14 protein-coding genes and 3 pseudogenes are annotated in these 16239 nt (G+C 56.3%); 9 read left to right on the forward strand and 8 right to left on the reverse strand.

The genetic code is table 11. The annotated features are described in order from the left end of the window. Positions 1-151: 151 nt before the first annotated feature. Positions 152-772, forward strand: coding sequence for a LysE family translocator (locus AC3WK5_RS12305; protein WP_054596689.1), 621 nt, complete (start codon positions 152-154; stop codon positions 770-772). A gap of 86 nt (positions 773-858) precedes the next feature. On the opposite strand, the gene AC3WK5_RS12310 is transcribed toward AC3WK5_RS12305, so the two are convergent. The 3 genes from AC3WK5_RS12310 to AC3WK5_RS12320 all read right to left on the reverse strand — a co-directional run bounded on the left by AC3WK5_RS12310 (position 859) and on the right by AC3WK5_RS12320 (position 3330). Next, on the reverse strand, positions 859-1344 hold the full coding sequence (locus AC3WK5_RS12310; protein WP_103315145.1) for an adenosine-specific kinase: 486 nt from the start codon (positions 1342-1344) through the stop codon (positions 859-861). Positions 1345-1444: 100 nt separating this feature from the next. After that, positions 1445-2074: a Vgb family protein gene (locus AC3WK5_RS12315; protein ID WP_103315146.1), complete on the reverse strand. Its 630-nt coding sequence runs from the start codon at positions 2072-2074 to the stop codon at positions 1445-1447. A gap of 35 nt (positions 2075-2109) precedes the next feature. Then, complete coding sequence (locus AC3WK5_RS12320; protein ID WP_103315147.1) at positions 2110-3330, reverse strand: helix-turn-helix domain-containing protein; 1221 nt, start codon at positions 3328-3330, stop codon at positions 2110-2112. A gap of 338 nt (positions 3331-3668) precedes the next feature. Between AC3WK5_RS12320 and AC3WK5_RS12325 the strand changes: the two genes are divergently transcribed. After that, entirely contained in the window at positions 3669-3827 is a 159-nt protein-coding gene (locus AC3WK5_RS12325; RefSeq protein ID WP_177474855.1) for a hypothetical protein, read from the forward strand. Positions 3828-3888: 61 nt separating this feature from the next. On the opposite strand, the gene AC3WK5_RS12330 is transcribed toward AC3WK5_RS12325, so the two are convergent. Both AC3WK5_RS12330 and AC3WK5_RS12335 read right to left on the reverse strand, forming a co-directional pair. Beyond that, positions 3889-4683, reverse strand: coding sequence for a carbohydrate deacetylase (locus AC3WK5_RS12330; RefSeq protein ID WP_103315148.1), 795 nt, complete (start codon positions 4681-4683; stop codon positions 3889-3891). Next, positions 4655-5027, reverse strand: a pseudogene (locus tag AC3WK5_RS12335) (GNAT family N-acetyltransferase); the annotation flags it as partial. The pseudogene AC3WK5_RS12335 and the gene AC3WK5_RS12330, both read right to left, overlap by 29 nt. On the opposite strand from AC3WK5_RS12335, the pseudogene AC3WK5_RS12340 reads away from it, so the two are divergent. From AC3WK5_RS12340 to AC3WK5_RS12360, 5 genes and pseudogenes are all read left to right on the forward strand, one after another. After that, a pseudogene (locus tag AC3WK5_RS12340) lies at positions 5028-5161 on the forward strand (MFS transporter); the annotation flags it as partial. A 126-nt stretch (positions 5162-5287) separates the two neighbouring features. Beyond that, positions 5288-5845, forward strand: a complete 558-nt coding sequence (locus tag AC3WK5_RS12345) for a polysaccharide biosynthesis/export family protein (protein ID WP_054598290.1) — start codon at positions 5288-5290, stop codon at positions 5843-5845. A 26-nt stretch (positions 5846-5871) separates the two neighbouring features. Beyond that, entirely contained in the window at positions 5872-6990 is a 1119-nt protein-coding gene (locus AC3WK5_RS12350; protein WP_103315149.1) for a hypothetical protein, read from the forward strand. 20 nt (positions 6991-7010) lie between these two features. Continuing rightward, the gene (locus AC3WK5_RS12355; RefSeq protein WP_103315150.1) at positions 7011-8561 is read left to right on the forward strand and encodes a GumC family protein; all 1551 of its coding nucleotides are present in this window, start codon (positions 7011-7013) and stop codon (positions 8559-8561) included. Positions 8562-8635: 74 nt separating this feature from the next. Next, positions 8636-9379, forward strand: a complete 744-nt coding sequence (locus AC3WK5_RS12360; protein ID WP_256585129.1) for a CpsD/CapB family tyrosine-protein kinase — start codon at positions 8636-8638, stop codon at positions 9377-9379. Between the two features lie 44 nt (positions 9380-9423). Here AC3WK5_RS12360 and galE read toward each other — a convergent pair whose 3' ends face one another. The 3 genes from galE to AC3WK5_RS12375 all read right to left on the reverse strand — a co-directional run bounded on the left by galE (position 9424) and on the right by AC3WK5_RS12375 (position 14705). Beyond that, entirely contained in the window at positions 9424-10401 is a 978-nt protein-coding gene (gene galE / locus AC3WK5_RS12365) for a UDP-glucose 4-epimerase GalE (protein ID WP_103315152.1), read from the reverse strand. A gap of 87 nt (positions 10402-10488) precedes the next feature. After that, a complete protein-coding gene (locus tag AC3WK5_RS12370; protein WP_103315153.1) occupies positions 10489-13173 on the reverse strand; it encodes a cellulase family glycosylhydrolase in 2685 nt (894 codons plus the stop codon). Positions 13174-13178: 5 nt separating this feature from the next. Then, positions 13179-14705, reverse strand: a complete 1527-nt coding sequence (locus AC3WK5_RS12375; protein ID WP_103315154.1) for an O-antigen ligase family protein — start codon at positions 14703-14705, stop codon at positions 13179-13181. 96 nt (positions 14706-14801) lie between these two features. Here AC3WK5_RS12375 and AC3WK5_RS12380 point away from each other — a divergent pair. Next, a pseudogene (locus AC3WK5_RS12380) lies at positions 14802-15350 on the forward strand (oligosaccharide flippase family protein); the annotation flags it as partial. 46 nt (positions 15351-15396) lie between these two features. After that, positions 15397-16113 carry a glycosyltransferase family 25 protein gene (locus AC3WK5_RS12385; RefSeq protein ID WP_054596700.1) on the forward strand — a complete coding sequence of 239 codons (717 nt, stop codon included), beginning with the start codon at positions 15397-15399 and terminating at the stop codon, positions 16111-16113. The last annotated feature ends 126 nt before the right edge of the window (positions 16114-16239 follow it).

Here is a 16239-nt window from a genome sequence, read left to right on the forward strand (position 1 = left end):
TATTAAAAACATACTCCGTTATGTCAAGGCGTATTCGAATTTTTTACTTGGGTAGATAGTCTGTTTTATCCGGCAGTGCCATAGATAACCTTGCTTGCCGGAAGCGGAAAGCGTCGAGCAAGACAATAATAAATTACCTGAGGAGCACGACATGCTCGATTTGACGCAAGTACTTACCTATTCGGCAGCGCTGGGTATCGCTGCCGCCATTCCCGGCCCCGGCATGGCGGCGCTGGTGGCGCGGAGCGTCAGCGGTGGCGCGTTATCGGGATTTTGTCTGTTGTTTGGGCTGATCCTCGGCGATCTGACCTACCTGTCATTTGCCGTCTTTGGCCTGGCGATGATTGCCGAGCACTTCAATGCATTGTTCCAGCTGGTACGCTGGGCGGCGGCACTGTACCTGTGCTATCTGGCTTGGCAGTTCTGGTTCGCCAACCATCAGGCGATTGAAGTCGGCAAGCCGGTGAAGAAGAAGGAGCTGCTGTCAGCGGCGATATCCGGCCTGACCATTACCCTGGGCAACCCGAAAACCATTGCCTTCTACCTCGCGTTGTTGCCGCTGGTGATCAACCTTGAGACGGTCTCGTTGCAGACCTGGGGGCTGATGCTGGTGCCACTGACCATTCTGGTTCTGCTGGGCGTTGGTGCGCTGTTCATTGTTGGCGCGGTGCGTATCCGGCACCTGCTGTCGAGCCTGCGAGCACAACAGCGGCTGTTCCGCGGTGCGGCGGCGATCATGGTGGCGGCTGCCGCAGCGATGCTGATTCGTTGAGGCGCTGAGTGACCGTGGCTGCACCCTGCATGGACGTGTTTCGCTTGCAGCGCGGTCACGGCGCCACACATTGTCGGCGCTTCAGCTCAGAGCTTGTAGCCGATCTGTCGCAACAGGTTTTTGCGCCAAAGGATATCTTCGTCGCCTTCAATGTCCTTGGCGCAAAAACCATCCACTACACCGAGGATCGCTCGGCCTTGTTCGGTTTCAGCGAGAATGACTTCCGTTGGGTTGGCTGTCGCACAAAAGATATGGCACACCTCAGGAACCATTTTGAGGGTGTTCAACACGTTGAGCGGATAGAAACCATCGCCGAGGAAAATGATGAAGCTATGGCCGGCGGCGATGGCTTTTGCGTTTTTTTGGGCCAGTTCGATCATGGCGCTGTCGGTGCCGGACCAGCGCACCAGGCATTTGCCGGAGGCTTCACAAAAGGCCAGGCCAAACGTGATGCCTGGAACGCTACCGACTAATGCTTCATGAATGTCCTCGACGGACTTGATGAAGTGCGTCTGCCCAAAAATGAAGTTCGTCGCTTCCGGCTTATCGATTTTCAACGTGATGAGTTGCATCTCAAACGCCTCCTTCCGCGATGTATTATCAGGGCCCGACAACACAACCAAGCATAGTTACTGATTTGCAGCGGCGCCGTCTGCTGTCGATCGCAGCGTCTCATTCAGGTCGGCGAACCACTCTTACCTTGCCGCTGTTTCCGCCTCCACAGAAGAACTGGTCGGCGCCATCCGACTCGAGCCCCGATACGCCGACTCCAGACGGCATTTTGAGGCTCTCCAGAACCTCTCCCGTTCGCGGGTCAACTTGCCTCAATTCACTCTCGTCACCTTCCCAGGTGCCGTGCCAGAGTTCTCCATCGACCCAGGTGACGCCAGTGACGAATCGGTTGGACTCGATGGTGCGCAGAATCGCCCCGGTCTGGGGATCGATCTGATGAATTTTCCGGTCCCGATACTCGCCCACCCAGAGCGTACCTTCGGCCCATGTGAGCCCTGAGTCGCTGCCACCAGGTGCGGGAATCGTGGCGAGCACGCGACCGGTTTTCGGGTCGATCTTCTGGATGCGATCCTCGGCGATCTGAAACAGATGCTGACCGTCGAAGGCCGTGCCGGCATGCGCGGCGACATCGATCGAGCGCAGGGTATTCCCGCTCGCCGGATCAAGGGCGTTCAGTTTGTCTCCGCAAGCGAACCAGACCTGCTGGCCGTCATAGGTGACCCCATGCACATGGTCGACACCCGGAAAGGGTCCATATTCGCGGATAATTTCGGCTGCTGAGTGTTTCATGTCTTCCACCCTGGTGGTTTGGTCGTGGAGTGATCCTAGTCACTTGGAAGTGGAGCAGGGAGTAACAATGACGTCGCGAAACCCGGCACTGACGGCGTCATCCAGCGACGCGCTCGCCCGCGACCAAACCACTGGACCTTGCCGGCCGCCGCCAGCGAGTCGAGTGCCCGCTGCACGGTGCGCTGGCTGGCGCCAAGCGCCAGCGCCAGGGCCGAACTCGACCACGACTCACCGTCGGCGAGAAAGGCGAGCACTGCCGCCTGCTTCTCTTCGACGGGGCGCGCCAGCACGACGACTTCCGGTGCGCTGCGCGGCACCAGTGCAAACCCGCGCTTTGTTGCGGTCACGCCTGCCACTGTCCGCAGCGCCGCGCGAAGTCGCCCGACCTCGACGCGCAATCGCGCGCGATGCGACTCATCGTCAAGCTTCAATCGGAAGGCTCGGGCGATAAGCGTTTCCCTCGGTACGTCGGCGGGCCACGCTTCGCCCAGCGCCCGGGCGAGCGCGAACAACACCGGACGCCTTGCGAGCGAGACTTGCGCGCGTGCGTCACACACGAGATGACGGCAGGCGTCCACGACAAGCGCCTTTGACGCCAGTAGCGCTTCAACGTCCTCAAGCAGCAGAAGCCGTTCCTCACCACCAGTAATCAGGCGCGCCGCAGGCGTATCGAGGAGCAGGCGTGCGCTGTCGACCTCGGCTGTCAGTGCAGGGATACCGGCGTGGCGTGCGGCATGCTCGGCCCGAGTGAGCGCTGTCCGTGCCGTCTTCGCCTGGAGGCGGCGCATCGCGATCCCCGCCACGACCAATTCGTGGACGGCCCTCGATGCAGGCGGTAAAGGCGTGGGGTCGAGTTCGGCGAGCCTGTGCTCGGCTTCGTCGAGGTGACCGATCAGCAGCAAGCGCCGGATCTCGAGATACCGGGCATGCGCGGCGTTCACCCGGTCACCGTGTTCTTCGAGTGTCGTCCGTGCTGCATCGAGTGCTTTCGCAGGCCAGCCAAGGTCGCGCGAAGCGAGCGCAATCTCGGCCTCGGCGACCACGCACCGCGCACGGGCCAAGGCCTCTTTCGGGCCGAAGGCACGTGCCGCACTGCGCAACAGAGCCTTCGCGCGAACCAGTTCGCCGAGCTGCGCCATGGCGATGCCGCGTAACGCGAGTGCCGGCGCATCGTCGCGCAAGGCCACCCGGTTCAGTGCGCCGAGGGGATCACCCGCAGCGAGCGCACGCGCCGCGGCCGTTATCAGCGAATCCATCAGAGTCGCGCCACAGCTGTCACTCCTGCCCTCCGATACCCGCTGCTTAGTCTATCTCACGACTACCAAACAGCCTGGAGGGTAACAAGCGCTGAGTCAGGTTCTGCCTTCGCAGAAAGACATTCAGAGCTTGCTGGCGCCTGCCAGAGGCAGGCTTGCGCTACAGCCATTTCGGAGAAGGTGATTACGCCGAACAAGAGCAGGTGATTCAGGGGCTGCTGGAAGAGGCGAAAATCGCCAAGGTTGCTGTACACAGTGCAATACAGACGGTTGGTCGGTAGCAAAGCAGTGGCTTTGTTCTATCCTGAAATTGAACGCAAACCTCAGGAGGAGGGCTTATGGCAACCGAAAAGAAACGTGAACAGTACGAAGATTTTGAAGAGGAAAAGCCAGAAGAAGCGACCCCGGAAGAGAATCCACCCGATCCGACGTGGAAGCATCCGGACGACGGTAAAAGCCTTTCGGATCTTGACCAGGAATGGCCGCTTAAACCCTGAGCCATCTGCCTTTTGCACAATGCCCGTGACCAGTCCCGGGCATTGTGCTGTCATCGTTGTGCTAATCCAATGTCGTCGTGGCCGCTGCGGGTCGTGTGCGCGCCAGCACGTTATAGCAAACCCGTGGAATGCCCGGCAGGCGGTTGTCGAGCAACTTGCTCAAGGACTCACCCTGATACAGATAGGCGTCGCCAAAGTCGCTGCCGAGCATCGTCGGATGGGCAACGATTTCCAGTAGTCCGTCTGCCGGTGGCCTGGCGTTGCGCAAGTCCACCGGGGTACAGACGTAGTCCGCCGTGGCACCGGCGAGGCGCTGTAAACGCCGGTTGAGCAAGCTCTTGAATACTCGTTTGGCCAGGCTGAGGTTGTGCCCCAGATTGCGCGTCAGGCGAACGGGGACTCCTTGGCGGGCAGCAAAACGCGCGACGATCTCACCGATCGGCCAGATAGTGTGAACGTGCTGGTGGGAATCGAGATGGCTGGGCTGCAGGCCATTGTCCAGGCAGTGCTGCCATTGCGCTTCAAGCTCCTTCAGCACGGCATCGTGTTGCTGGCGGCTGAGCCACAGGCGGTGGCGGGGCAGGTTCAGGTCGAACTCGCCAGCCGTGTCGCAAAAGGTTGGCAGCTCGAGAATCGCCCGGCTGAGGGGCCGACCGTACGTGAGGTTGAAGTGCAGGCCGACGCGGCCCTTGAGCAGTGGCTGTTGCGCCAGCTCACAGGCCGCGGTGAAGGCGGGCATGTTGGCCATGACGGTAGCGGAGCTGATCACCCCGGCCTGGAAGGCCCGCAGGATGACTGCGTTTTCGTTCAGGCTGAGACCGAAATCGTCAGCGTTGACTATGACTTGGCGAGGCATGTTCGTCCTCCATGGGATGTGCAGTGGGCGCGATTTTTTTATCGACGCCGGTCACGACGGGGGAGCGGGTCAAACGTGCGACAGCTGCCGCACGTTTGGCTTGCCACTGTTGCAGCCTCGGTTTGATGTGCTGCCAGCCCTCGTCCAGACCCCAGCGAATCCACTCATCAAGCAGCACTCGGCCGCTGCCCAGACCGGCATATTGCGGCACGAGCCAGGTTGTAGTCGTAGAGCCGACCCTGTTCCAGCAAGCCTAGACGATAGCTGATGCAACGCCCGTCAAGTTCCAGCACGACCACGCGTACCTGCCCTTGGGCGGCAAAGGCGGTAAAGGCTTCGTCCATCTATTGTCGGTGGTGATCGGCTTCATCCAGGCTTCGGCGTTCTCGCCATTGTGGTCTACGCTCAAGAACGAGTACCGGGAAACGTCGGGATGATTGCCGGGATGTTCTTCAGTCTGATGTTTGGTTTCGGCGGAAATTGGTAGCCAGGAAGCTCGAGGCGATTGCTGTTTGATCGTTGCTTTGGCGTCAAAGGAGAGGGAGTGTTTTCGCCCCGTTTTTATGTGAATCTCTGTGCATGCTACTTGGTCGGAGGGATCCTTATGTTGCGTTTGTTATTGCCTGTGCTCTGCGCGCTGGTGGTCTGGCCCAGCATTACCAGTGCCGACGAAAAAGCCGCGGCTTATCTGCTAAGTCCAGGTGACGTCATTTCGATTTCCGTTTGGGGCGAAGAGAAGCTGAAACAGGAGGTGCACGTACTTCCTGATGGCAGCATTACCTTCCCGCTGGCAGGACAAGTCGATGTTGCTGGGCTTGATGCCACTGCCGTCGCAAAGAAAGTCGCTGCCAGGCTTAAGGAGTTCATACCCGATCCGAACGTGAGCGTTGTCATCACGAGCACCGCAGGCAATCTCGTCTATGTGCAGGGTAAGGTGCTGAAGCCCGGCACCGTGCAGATGTCAGGTCCAACTGCAGTGCTGCAAGTATTGAGCATGTCGGGCGGGCTCGACAAATTCGCCGACAAGGCTGGCATCAAGGTCGTGCGCCGCAATGGGGCTAAACAAGAGATCCTGCCCGTCCATTACAGCGATTTGATGTCCGGGGATGACATGTCCACCAATATTCAACTCCAGGCCGGCGATACGCTGGTCGTGCCTTAGCCTTGCGCGATGCACTAAGGATTATCTTGCCCGTGCTGCGAACGGCTGGAGTTGCGACGGCTATCTTGATCTTGCCGTGCTCCGGTGTGGCCTATGCTGCCACTTGGCAATCGGCTATCGTTCTGCCTTCGACTGTCGAGTACAACAGCAACCCGGTGCTTGTTACGGAAAACAAGAAGGGTGTGACTCGTACGATCATCGCCCCCGATTACACGCTTGTCGGTACTTCAGACCGGGATCAGTGGCGGTTCGGTCTTGGTATGAATCTGGTGCGTTCGTCTGATACGTCCATCGTTTCGGACCGCGAAGACCCCAACGTGCAGTTAGGGTGGCAGCGCGAGACCGAGACGGGTGGTTTTGGACTCACGGCGAAGTATATTGAGAGTTCAACGCTCTCCACTGCGGTTCAAGCGACCGGCGTGATTGCCACCACCGATGGTACGCAAAAGCTAACCTCGTTCGGCGGCAACTGGAGTACCGCTCTCAGTGAGCGAACTACCTTGGTTAACGAAACCGACTACACACATGTCACTTACGACATTAATACACTGACCAACTATGACGAGCTTTCGAACCGCCTAGGCTTGAACTACGCATGGAGCGAGCGTGTGGAGCTATTCACGCGTTTTGGCGTGAAGCGTTATGAGCCGCAGCAGGGATCTGCGGTGCCTTCCTCAAACAGTTACACCCCCACTGTCGGCTTGAACGTTGAGATCTCCGAGCGGCTCAAGGGGTCGCTTTACGCAGGTGTCAATCAAGTCTCTGGCTCGAACAGCCGCCCCCGTGGCCAAGGCGGTTTTTCGTTGCACTATACCGGTGAGCGTGTTGATACAAGTATCGGCGCCAGTCGTAGTACTGTCGCCAGCGGCGACGGCGGTTTTGTCGAGGTTGATAACCTGAGCGGTACATGGAGTTATGCCCTCGACGACACCAGCCGTACCGGTTTTGATACCTCATGGCAAAAAACCAAAGGGCTGGCGCCTAATACCCTGCGCAATGTCGGTGTCTGGTTTAGCCGGGAACTCTCGCCTTTTTGGGTGGCGCGCCTATCCTTCATGTACAAAGAACTCCAGCAAGATGGCTTGCCGGATGCCACCGCAAACGTCGTCGGGTTGACCTTGACCTATAGTCACCCCAACTTCTGAAATTCAGCTGGGTGATACATATGACCTCTGAATACGAAATGTCGGTCAACGACTACATTGCTGTCATCAAGCACCATGCCTTGCTGTTGATCCTGAGTTTCGCGGTAATACTCGGCCTGAGCGTAGTGGTCGCGATCTCTATCCCGCCCATCTACGAGTCATCTGGCACTATTCTGGTCGAGTCTCAGCAGATTTCGCCAGACCTGGTGGCGGGGAACAACAATACCTTTGCCGATGAGCGCATCGAAGTCATTCGCCAGCGCGTGATGACCCGTGAGCATCTGGAAGCGATCATCGACAAGTACAATCTTTTTGCTTCGCAAAGCAGGCAGTTGAGCCTTTCCGAGAAAATCGATGAAATGCGCAATGCGATTACAGTCTCCTTGGTCAGTGCTGTCGTTAAGGGGCGCGGAGAAGTGACAATTGCTTTCCGTCTTGCCTTTGAGCACCGGCAGCCAGAGATTGCCAACAAAGTGGCCAACGAACTGGTGACGCTGTTTCTGGATGAAAACATCAAGCAGCGCACCGAGCGCGCCAGTGAAACAACGGAGTTTCTGACGCAGGAGGCGGACAAGCTCAGGGTCGAACTGGAAGCCCTGGAAAACCGCTTGGCAGACTTCAAGCAAGCGCACAGCAACGCGCTTCCCGAGCATCAGGAGTTGCGCATGAATATGTTGTCACGCGCCGAAACCGAGCTTAAAGAGGTCGACCGTGACTACAAAACTGCCCGTGAGGAGTTGCGCTTCAATGAGTTGGAGCTTTCCGCAGCAGCGACCAAGCATGGATCGCCCGGCGCGGCGGTTGATAAACAGCAAGATCTGGGTAGCCTGAAGGCGGAGTACACCCGGTTACTGTCGCTGTATACCGAAGCCCATCCCGATGTGCGTGCCGTCAAACGCAAAATTGCTGCACTCGAGGCTACCAAAGGTGCTGGTGGTGCAGCGGCTCCAGTCAATCTGGACCTTGCCAAGGCTCAGGCCCGGATCGCTGCCGCAGAAACACGTATCAAGTCGCTGGCCGATCAAAAGCAGGAAATACTCAAAAAAATAGCCGACTACGAGGCGCAAATTCTTGAGACGCCGCAAGTCGAGCGCGGCTTGGTCACACTGATGCGTGACTATGAAAATGCTAAAAAGAAATACGAGGAAATACGCACCAAGGAAATGAGTGCGAAAATTTCCGAAAGCCTGGAGCAGGAAAACAAAGCCGAGCGTTTTGTTCTTCTTGAATCGCCATTGATGCCTGAAAAGCCGATACGGCCGAACCGTAAAAAAGTGGTTGCCATGGGCTTTGTTCTCGCTCCGCTGGGCGCTGGCGCATTGGTGATGGTCCTTGAGATGCTGAACCAGCGCGTGCGCGGAGCTGAAGCCTTGGCCAGTGTGCTGGGTAGACGCATATTGGTTGCGATTCCCTACATATACACCAGAGCGGAACTGGCACACCGTAAGCAGTGGCGAACGCGATTGATCGTCAGTGGAGCCGTGATAATCGTGCTTTTTTTGGTGTTCCTGCACTTCTTCTACATGCCTCTGGACCTTCTGATGTTTAAAACTCTGGGCCGGTTTGCATAAGGAATATAGCCATGGAAATAATCAAGCCCGATACCGAGAGTTCCGAGCAACAGCCTTCGTCAAGTCTCGTGACAATGCCAAAGGCCATGACAGTGACCGGGCATTCTGCTGGTCTGAATGCGCTGAGTTATGTGCAAACCAAAGTTGTACCGCTGCGGCCAGATCATCTCGAGCGCAATCGCATTGTGGCGTACAACAAAAACTCGAATATGGGGGGGGCTTTCGATCTGCTGCGTACGCAAGTTCTGAAAGTCATGGAAGAAAATGGCTGGCGCACGCTTGCTATCACCTCGCCAACTCCGGAGGCAGGCAAGACTGTATTGGCTATCAACCTGGCAATGAGCATCGCCCATCACACCACCAAGACGGCGCTACTGGTGGATTTCGACTTGCGTCGTCCGATGGTGGGTGCCTGCCTGGGTTTGCCGATGGAGAAATCGCTCAATGAATTGCTGGACAATGAAGCGGAACTGCAAGAGGTTCTGGTCAACCCGACCTTGCCGCGCTTTGTAGTCCTGCCGACGCGAGAGCCGATCCCTCTCTCCACCGAGGTGCTGTCATCGCCTACAGTGAGCGATTTGATTACTGATCTGCGCGAGCGCTACGACTCGCGTATCGTGATTTTCGACTTGCCGCCGTTGTTGAGTTCGGACGATGCTATTACCGTCTTGCCTAAATTCGACTGCGTCCTGCTGGTGGTCGCCAACGGCATGAACAGCAAGAAAGAGATCGAGGAAAGCCTTTATCATCTTGGGACAGCCAATCTGATTGGCACGGTACTAAACAAAGCCGAGCGCCCAAGTCGCTCTTACTACTAGAGCGTCACCCTTAGGTGTTCGGCGTTATGCGCCAGCGCCGACTTTCAGTGCCAAGGGTACTTCTGCTCCCAGCTCCAGGCGTGCGCCACTATCTGTTCAAGTGAGGCAAATTGCGGTTGCCAGCCAAGTAATGTGTTGGCCATGCGGGGATCGGCCACAAGGCGTGGCGGATCGCCGACGCGGCGTGGCGCTTCGCTCACGGAGATACCCTGGCCGGTCACGGCGCGTGCAGTGTCTATGACTTGTTGTACTGAGAAACCTTGACCGTTTCCGAGGTTCAAAGCCGTGCTTGCACCACCTGCCAGTAAATAATTCACGGCAAGTGCATGAGCTGCAACGAGGTCGACAACGTGGATGTAGTCGCGAATGCAAGTGCCGTCAGGTGTGTCGTAGTCACGGCCATAGACGGTGATGGTTGTGCGCCGACCGGAGGCCGCTTGCAGTATCAGTGGCAGCAGGTGGGTTTCCGGTTCACGGCGTTCACCTAACTGTCCTTCAGGGTCTGCTCCGGCGGCGTTGAAGTAGCGCAGGCAGACCGACTTGAGTCCGTATGCACGGTCGAAATCTTCAAGCATCTGCTCCACCATCCACTTGCTTCGACCATAAGGGTTGATCGCGGCCTTGGGATGCTCTTCGTCGATAGGTACATACACCGGGTCGCCATAGATGGCTGCGCTCGAGGAAAAAATGAAGTTTTTAACCCCGGCACGAACCACGGCTTGTAGCAGCGTAAGGGTTCCAGCCAGGTTGTTTTGGTAATACTTGGCAGGTTCAGTGACGGATTCGCCCACCTGTGTAAATGAGGCGAAGTGGAACACGGCATCAAAGTGCTGTCCCGCAAACAAGACGTCCAGGGCTTGTGCGTCGGCGATGTCCAGTTCGACCAATCTCCCGCCCATCAATGCGCCGCGATGGCCTGTTGAAAAGTTGTCTGCCACCACCGGTTCGTGACCTGCACGCAGTAGTTGCTTGACCATATGCGAGCCGATATAGCCTGCGCCACCAACAACCAAAAATTTCATCCTGATCTCCCCGAAACTGTTGCTGTGTAAGCGCAGATTGGAGCGTCAGCGCGATCGGCCTGACCCTGTTTTAAATAGACGGGTTAGTTATTGGCTTGCCGGCGTGCTTGATGGTGCTGTTTCGGCAAGTTTTGTTTGTGCGTCACCTGAAGTTGTAGCTTGCAGAACGCTTTTTTTCAAAAATAACCAATTGGACATCTGTTGGCCGTCGAACTTGATCGTATAGCCTCCATCAAAGTAGGTGGCGGGCAGCTCCTTCATTTGCGCAAGGATGCCGTGGGTGAAAAGTGTCAAGCCTTGCGGTGCCTGGATTGTCAGGGTGCCTTTGAGGGGCTCGACATAAAAAGGTGTTTTGTTGTCGTCTTTGGGGATGGCACGGGTACCCAGTGAAATCAGTAAGTCTTGCGATCGGCCGATAGGCGCGCTGTCCAGGCTTTGCACCACCACACTGGCATTAGCGGTCTTCACTTGAACCTGGATGTTGCCAAGGCTGATCGATTCGCCGCCGATCCAGCCGGTTGCTGCTTGGGTGCGTGGCGTATTGATGGTGTAGATGCCTTGTTTCCAGTTGTGCTTTAACTCGCCAGTGTCTGTCGTGGACTCGCTGGCATTGGCGTCCAGCAGCGACTGGTTGGGGTCATGAAACACCTGGGCATTGCTCGAGATAATGCTCTGCTGCAACCAAGGTAATTCTGGCGTCTGTGGCATGGCGATCTGCAGTTTGCCTTTCTCCATGGCGGTACGCAGTAGAACAGCGTTGGTCGGTGTGATGGGTTGGTTGAATAGCGTGCTTGGCGTCGGCGCGAAGACATAGGTCGTCATTGCTTCGCGAACGTCGCCTCGGCGGTAAAGCAAGGCGGCGGCGGGCAGGGTGGCCAGCAGGGCAGGGTCGTTATAGGCGTGCCAGTTGCTGGCACTCATCCATTCGCCGGTTAGCGGCTCCTGGCTGTAGGCATAGTGGATCAGTGCGTCCCAGCCTTGGTGGCTGGCGGTGCCAGCCATATAGAGTGGCAGCGAGTGGCGGTCGGGTGTCGGGAAGGGTTCAGTGTTCCACTCGGTGACGGTCAGGGGTTTGCCTATGACTTGGCCGGCGGCAATCCAGTGCAGTAAACCGTCACTGGTGATCGGGTTTTTCTCTAGCTGCCCAGAGCCACCGTAGCTATGGACGTCGATCAGGTCGCCAGCGGTAAGGGCCGGTAGGGCGTTAAGGCCATTGCCACCCCAGGTACTGGTCGTGGCGATGGGTACCTTCACTCCTGATTCACGTAGGTGTTGAATCATGTCTACGTTGAAACGTCGCTCCAAATCGTTAAGGAACAGCTTGGCAGGGCCGGGCTCCCAGGAGCGCCAGGTCTGGCTTGCGGATAGATTGTGCTGGTTCGCAAAGGCCTTGGCCTCGGCCATGTAGATCCGGTTGTGCTTTGGCACTCGTTTGTCTGGTAATAGGGCGTTGCCAAAGTGCTGGGTGACATCGTTTTCGTTGGTAATCAGTACGGCGGCGATCGCCGGATCGTCTTTGTAGGCGAGTCCGGTGTAGGTGTTTACATGGGTCAAATAGGCTTGGGCAAAGCGCTTCATCGCCTGCTGAATAGTGATATTTACATACGCATAGCCCTTGAGGCCGGCGTCGTTCCTGTCATCTTTTGGCATTTCGTCGAAGCCATAGATGTTGTCGTTTGCCGTGAGGGCTCGCTCGACGTGCATATCGAGCCATACATAAATGCCCTCGTCTTTGAGGCACTTGATCCACCAGTCAATTTTTTTCAGCGAATCCGGGCTTAGTTGCTGGGTGTCACGTGTGAGGTGTCTGTCGAGAAAGATGTTTGGGATGACCCATGGGGAGTCATGGTGGTGCAGTCGTACGAGATTGAACCCGAGTGCCGACAGGCGTTTGGCCTGCTGCTTGATTGCATCGTCTGGCGTAAGAAACAGCGTATAGGCCGCCAGGTTAGTGCCCCAGAAGCGCGCCGGGGTGTTGTCCGCGAATAGCAGTTGCTCGCCGGATACTTTGACGAAGCCGCGCTTACCTGCAGGTTTTTCGTGAGCGTTAAGAAAGGACAGATCGACCGGCGAGGTTTTCCAGTCGAGCGTGTCACTCGGCCAGCTCCTTGTGTCCGCCAGCCCGAAGCGCTCGGTTGTGGTCGGACCGAGTACCACATCGCCAGATAGGCTCAAAGTGGCTTTGAAATTTTGGCGGCCGGGTTTGATCGTGTTCTTGTAAAAAAAAGCACGCACCTGAGATTTATCACCCGGTTCAAAGTACACACTTGCCAGTGCAGGCTCAAAACGCATCTCAATGCGTCGGCTTTGTGTATTCCCCCAGGACCAGCCGCGGTTGTCGGGTAGCAAAGCCGGCTCACCCATTTCTCCATTGTAAAGGGCAGGATCGAACTTGAAGACGATGCCTCCGCCCATCACGTCCGGCATCATGCTGTGTGCATCCAGGGCAATGTTCCAGGTTAACTTTTGCTCGTCTTCCTTCTGAATCTGCGCACTTACGTCGAAATCCAGGTTTTTGTTCTTGCCTGCAAGGGAGTAGCTATAAGGGGAGTTCACTTTGAACGCGGTCGGCAAATCCGCCCATTCCCAGTGGCTCCCCCAGAAGGCGAATGAAGAAGAAACTACAGGGTTGCCACCGCGCGCCAGCATTGGCAGGCCACTGCGCTCATCCACGCTGGAGACCCAATCTGACGCCCAGGTGCTAAACGGCCAAATAGCAAGGGGCAGGAGAACCACTAGCAGCATATGGGGGCGGTGAAAAAAAGAGGTCATGAGCGTTACCGGAGTTGAAGGTTGGCGCTCGCACTGCTTGCAGTCTCAGTGCGCTTGAGCCTGCGCACCATCTGAGCATAGGCCACACCCAGTCCGGCCACCGACCAATACACCACGGGGATCACCGTGATACTGCTAACGGTAAAGATGGTCACCAGTATCCCGGCCAGTACCGCCAACAGCGCACGTCCGAGTCGGCGCGCCTCATCGTCTTTGTTGGGGAACGAGCGTATTGCCGTACGGATGCCGAGCAGCACAGTGGCGAAAAAAACCACGAATAGCGTCAATCCGATCAGGCCGATGTCCAGCGCCAGGGCGATATAGGTATTCACAATATCGATGACGCCCTCGCCCTGAATCATGGACTGCATCTCAGGAGTGTTGCGGTAATCGAAAGAGCCCAACCAAGGGTTGCGCTGGATGACGATCACTGAGTTGTCAATCAAGCGCTGCCGGTACGTGATGTTCTCTACGTCTACCGTACCGATGAACGGTAGCAGATCCAGGAATTTTTGCCCGCCAGGCACGATGGCCAGCAGGGGAAGGGCGAGCGCTCCGGCGATTGCCAGAAGCATCAGGCGTTTGACAGCTTTACGGCCGGTGGCGATGAACACGGTGATCATGACGGCTGCGCCAATCCAGGGGCCACGCGACACCGGTGCAAACAGACCGCCAGCCAGCAAGAGCGCGCCGAGGCATTGCTGCAATCGGCTGCGTACGCTCTCGCGCAAGAACAGGTAAAAGCCGATGGCCACGCTAATGACGTAACCCAGTGCGATTGCCTGGCCGGTGGTGGCGCTGGCGCGTAATGAATCACCACGATTCAGGTAGCTGGACATTCCCCAGTGCATGTCCAGGGCGACAATCAGCGCGTTGTACAGCAGCCAATGGCGGGCAAATTCGACGAGACCAATAAGCGCCAGCACCATGGCGGCGAGTACAAATCCCAACAGAGCATCCTTGAAGTCGCTGAGTTCCTTCAGTGCCCTGCTGGCAACGTAGTAAGGCAAAAAAACGTCTGTGAACAGGTAGAGCGTCTGGCGCAGGTTGTCGGTCAGCGTGGTGTTACGCAGGTAAAGCAGACTCGTCAGCAAGAGGTAGGCCGCTAGCAGTTTGTCAGGCCAGGTGCGTCCGAAGCTCAGTGTGCTTGCTTGCCTGCGTAGCATGAAAAAAGCCGGCAACAACAGACACAATGCGAGCAGACGAATATGGTTAAGTGCAAAAAAATAGTTGATCAGGCCGAAGCCGGGAATCTCTGCCGGGGCCGGCGGGATGAGAAACAGCAGAAGGAAAAACAGTGCCAGAGGATTGCGTTCGCGTTGTCGTGCGACGGTCAAAATAATAGCGGCAATGCCCGCGTACACCCAGAAACTGTGCGAGACAAAGGCCAGTAGCGTCAATGCGAACCACAGATTGCGGCGACGAGTGAAGTCGTGGTGTGGGATCAGGTCTACTGCTGGTCGACGCGCCAGGGCAAAAACGATACCAGCTAAAACTAGAATGACGATTAACGCGCGAAAGTGCTCAGGCATGGATTCTTGAACTCATGGATTGGTGAGCAACGGCTAGTGAGATGACCAATTGTAGCTATAGTAACGTGCGTACCATTTGAGTTTGGGGTTGATGTCATGCCTCCAATTGATTTATCGCCATCGTTGAGCCTTCGCAGGCGAGCGATATCTGCTGGGGCATGGAATCTGGGTGCGCTTGTAGCCTCTCAAGCCATTCGCTTGGGCGGCAACCTGGTAATGGCCCGTCTGCTGATGCCGGAAATGTTCGGCGTAATGATCATCGCCACCACCGTTTCGGTGGTTCTGCACTTGCTTTCCGATGTCGGTTTGCGCCAGAACATTATCCAGAGCCCGCGTGGCGACGATCCAGTGTTTCTCAATACCGCCTGGACCGTGCAGATCTTGCGTGGTGTTGTCCTTTTTGCTTCGACACTTCTAATCGCGGGCTTCACCTGGTTTGCGCAAGTCATCAATTTGTGGTCGGCCAATTCCACCTATGCCGCACCGGAGTTGCCGCTGGTGTTGGTCTTTACCGGTTTTACCGCGATCATCTTTGGGTTCCAGTCGACGAAACTCGACTTGGCCGTTCGCGATTTCCAGCAAAAGAAAGTGGTGCTCGCCGAGTTTGCGTCCCAGCTTGCCGGGCTGCTGGTCATCGCTTACCTATACTGCAATCCAACTGCCCTGATCGCCTGCGCTGAGGATCTGACGGATGAACGTGATCGACTATTTTGATCGAGCAAGAATCATCAATATCTCGTCAAGAAAGGATCGCCGTTTAGAAACAGTAGAAGAATTCGCTCGTAACGGCTTTCAAATTGATGATGAAAAAATAGGCTTTTTTGAGGCTGTTACGCCCAGTGAGAGAAATGGCTTCCCGAGCGTCGGGGCCAGAGGCTGCTTTTTGAGTCATCTGGGGGTGCTGGAAGAGGCAATGCGCCTGAATTTGAAAAATATCTTGATCATGGAGGACGACATACAGTTTTCCAGACACATTCCTCAATATGGGAGACAGGCCATCGAGTCTCTGGAAGGTATGGAGTGGGACATCGTCTATTTTGGGCATCCGTTTGAAGGGAACTCAAGCTTGCCTGCTTGGGAAGTGGTCGACCGGCCAATACATTTGTCCCATTTCTATGCTGTAAACGGGAAATGCTTTGGGAAATTGAGGGATTTTTTATTCCAGGTTCTGGAGCGGCCACCGGGACATCCTGACGGAGGTCCGATGCATTATGACGCTGCTCTCAATACGCTTATTCAAAAGAACAAAGAGATTCTAGCTTACTATTTTACCTGGAATCTTGGCTATCAAAGGCCCTCGCGGACGGACCTGCATGAACCTTCCATCTTTGACAGGGTGCCTCTCCTGCGGTCGGTAATGGTTATGCTTAGGAGGTTAAAAGCAAAAAACCTGAGAAGAACTCGATAGTTTTCTGTTACTTCGCTTTTTAGGAAAGCTCTGAAGAAGACTTCCCGTTTCTGGTGACATACACCGATCACGTTGCCTGAGATCCAATGAAGCAGTTGACCTTTTTCAGTCGCCGAGTGTAATGGT

The sequence above is a fragment of the Pseudomonas sp. FW306-02-D09B genome (assembly GCF_058782685.1).

What these genes read in the sequence shown, in the direction of transcription:
- AC3WK5_RS12305 (WP_054596689.1), top strand. Translation starts at nt 152, where the DNA reads ATGCTCGATTTGACGCAAGTACTTACCTATTCGGCAGCGCTGGGTATC.
- AC3WK5_RS12310 (WP_103315145.1), bottom strand. Translation starts at nt 1,344, where the DNA reads ATGCAACTCATCACGTTGAAAATCGATAAGCCGGAAGCGACGAACTTC.
- AC3WK5_RS12315 (WP_103315146.1), bottom strand. Translation starts at nt 2,074, where the DNA reads ATGAAACACTCAGCAGCCGAAATTATCCGCGAATATGGACCCTTTCCG.
- AC3WK5_RS12320 (WP_103315147.1), bottom strand. Translation starts at nt 3,330, where the DNA reads ATGGATTCGCTGATAACGGCCGCGGCGCGTGCGCTCGCTGCGGGTGAT.
- AC3WK5_RS12325 (WP_177474855.1), top strand. Translation starts at nt 3,669, where the DNA reads ATGGCAACCGAAAAGAAACGTGAACAGTACGAAGATTTTGAAGAGGAA.
- AC3WK5_RS12330 (WP_103315148.1), bottom strand. Translation starts at nt 4,683, where the DNA reads ATGCCTCGCCAAGTCATAGTCAACGCTGACGATTTCGGTCTCAGCCTG.
- AC3WK5_RS12345 (WP_054598290.1), top strand. Translation starts at nt 5,288, where the DNA reads ATGTTGCGTTTGTTATTGCCTGTGCTCTGCGCGCTGGTGGTCTGGCCC.
- AC3WK5_RS12355 (WP_103315150.1), top strand. Translation starts at nt 7,011, where the DNA reads ATGACCTCTGAATACGAAATGTCGGTCAACGACTACATTGCTGTCATC.
- AC3WK5_RS12360 (WP_256585129.1), top strand. Translation starts at nt 8,636, where the DNA reads ATGCCAAAGGCCATGACAGTGACCGGGCATTCTGCTGGTCTGAATGCG.
- galE (WP_103315152.1), bottom strand. Translation starts at nt 10,401, where the DNA reads ATGAAATTTTTGGTTGTTGGTGGCGCAGGCTATATCGGCTCGCATATG.
- AC3WK5_RS12370 (WP_103315153.1), bottom strand. Translation starts at nt 13,173, where the DNA reads ATGACCTCTTTTTTTCACCGCCCCCATATGCTGCTAGTGGTTCTCCTG.
- AC3WK5_RS12375 (WP_103315154.1), bottom strand. Translation starts at nt 14,705, where the DNA reads ATGCCTGAGCACTTTCGCGCGTTAATCGTCATTCTAGTTTTAGCTGGT.
- AC3WK5_RS12385 (WP_054596700.1), top strand. Translation starts at nt 15,397, where the DNA reads ATGAACGTGATCGACTATTTTGATCGAGCAAGAATCATCAATATCTCG.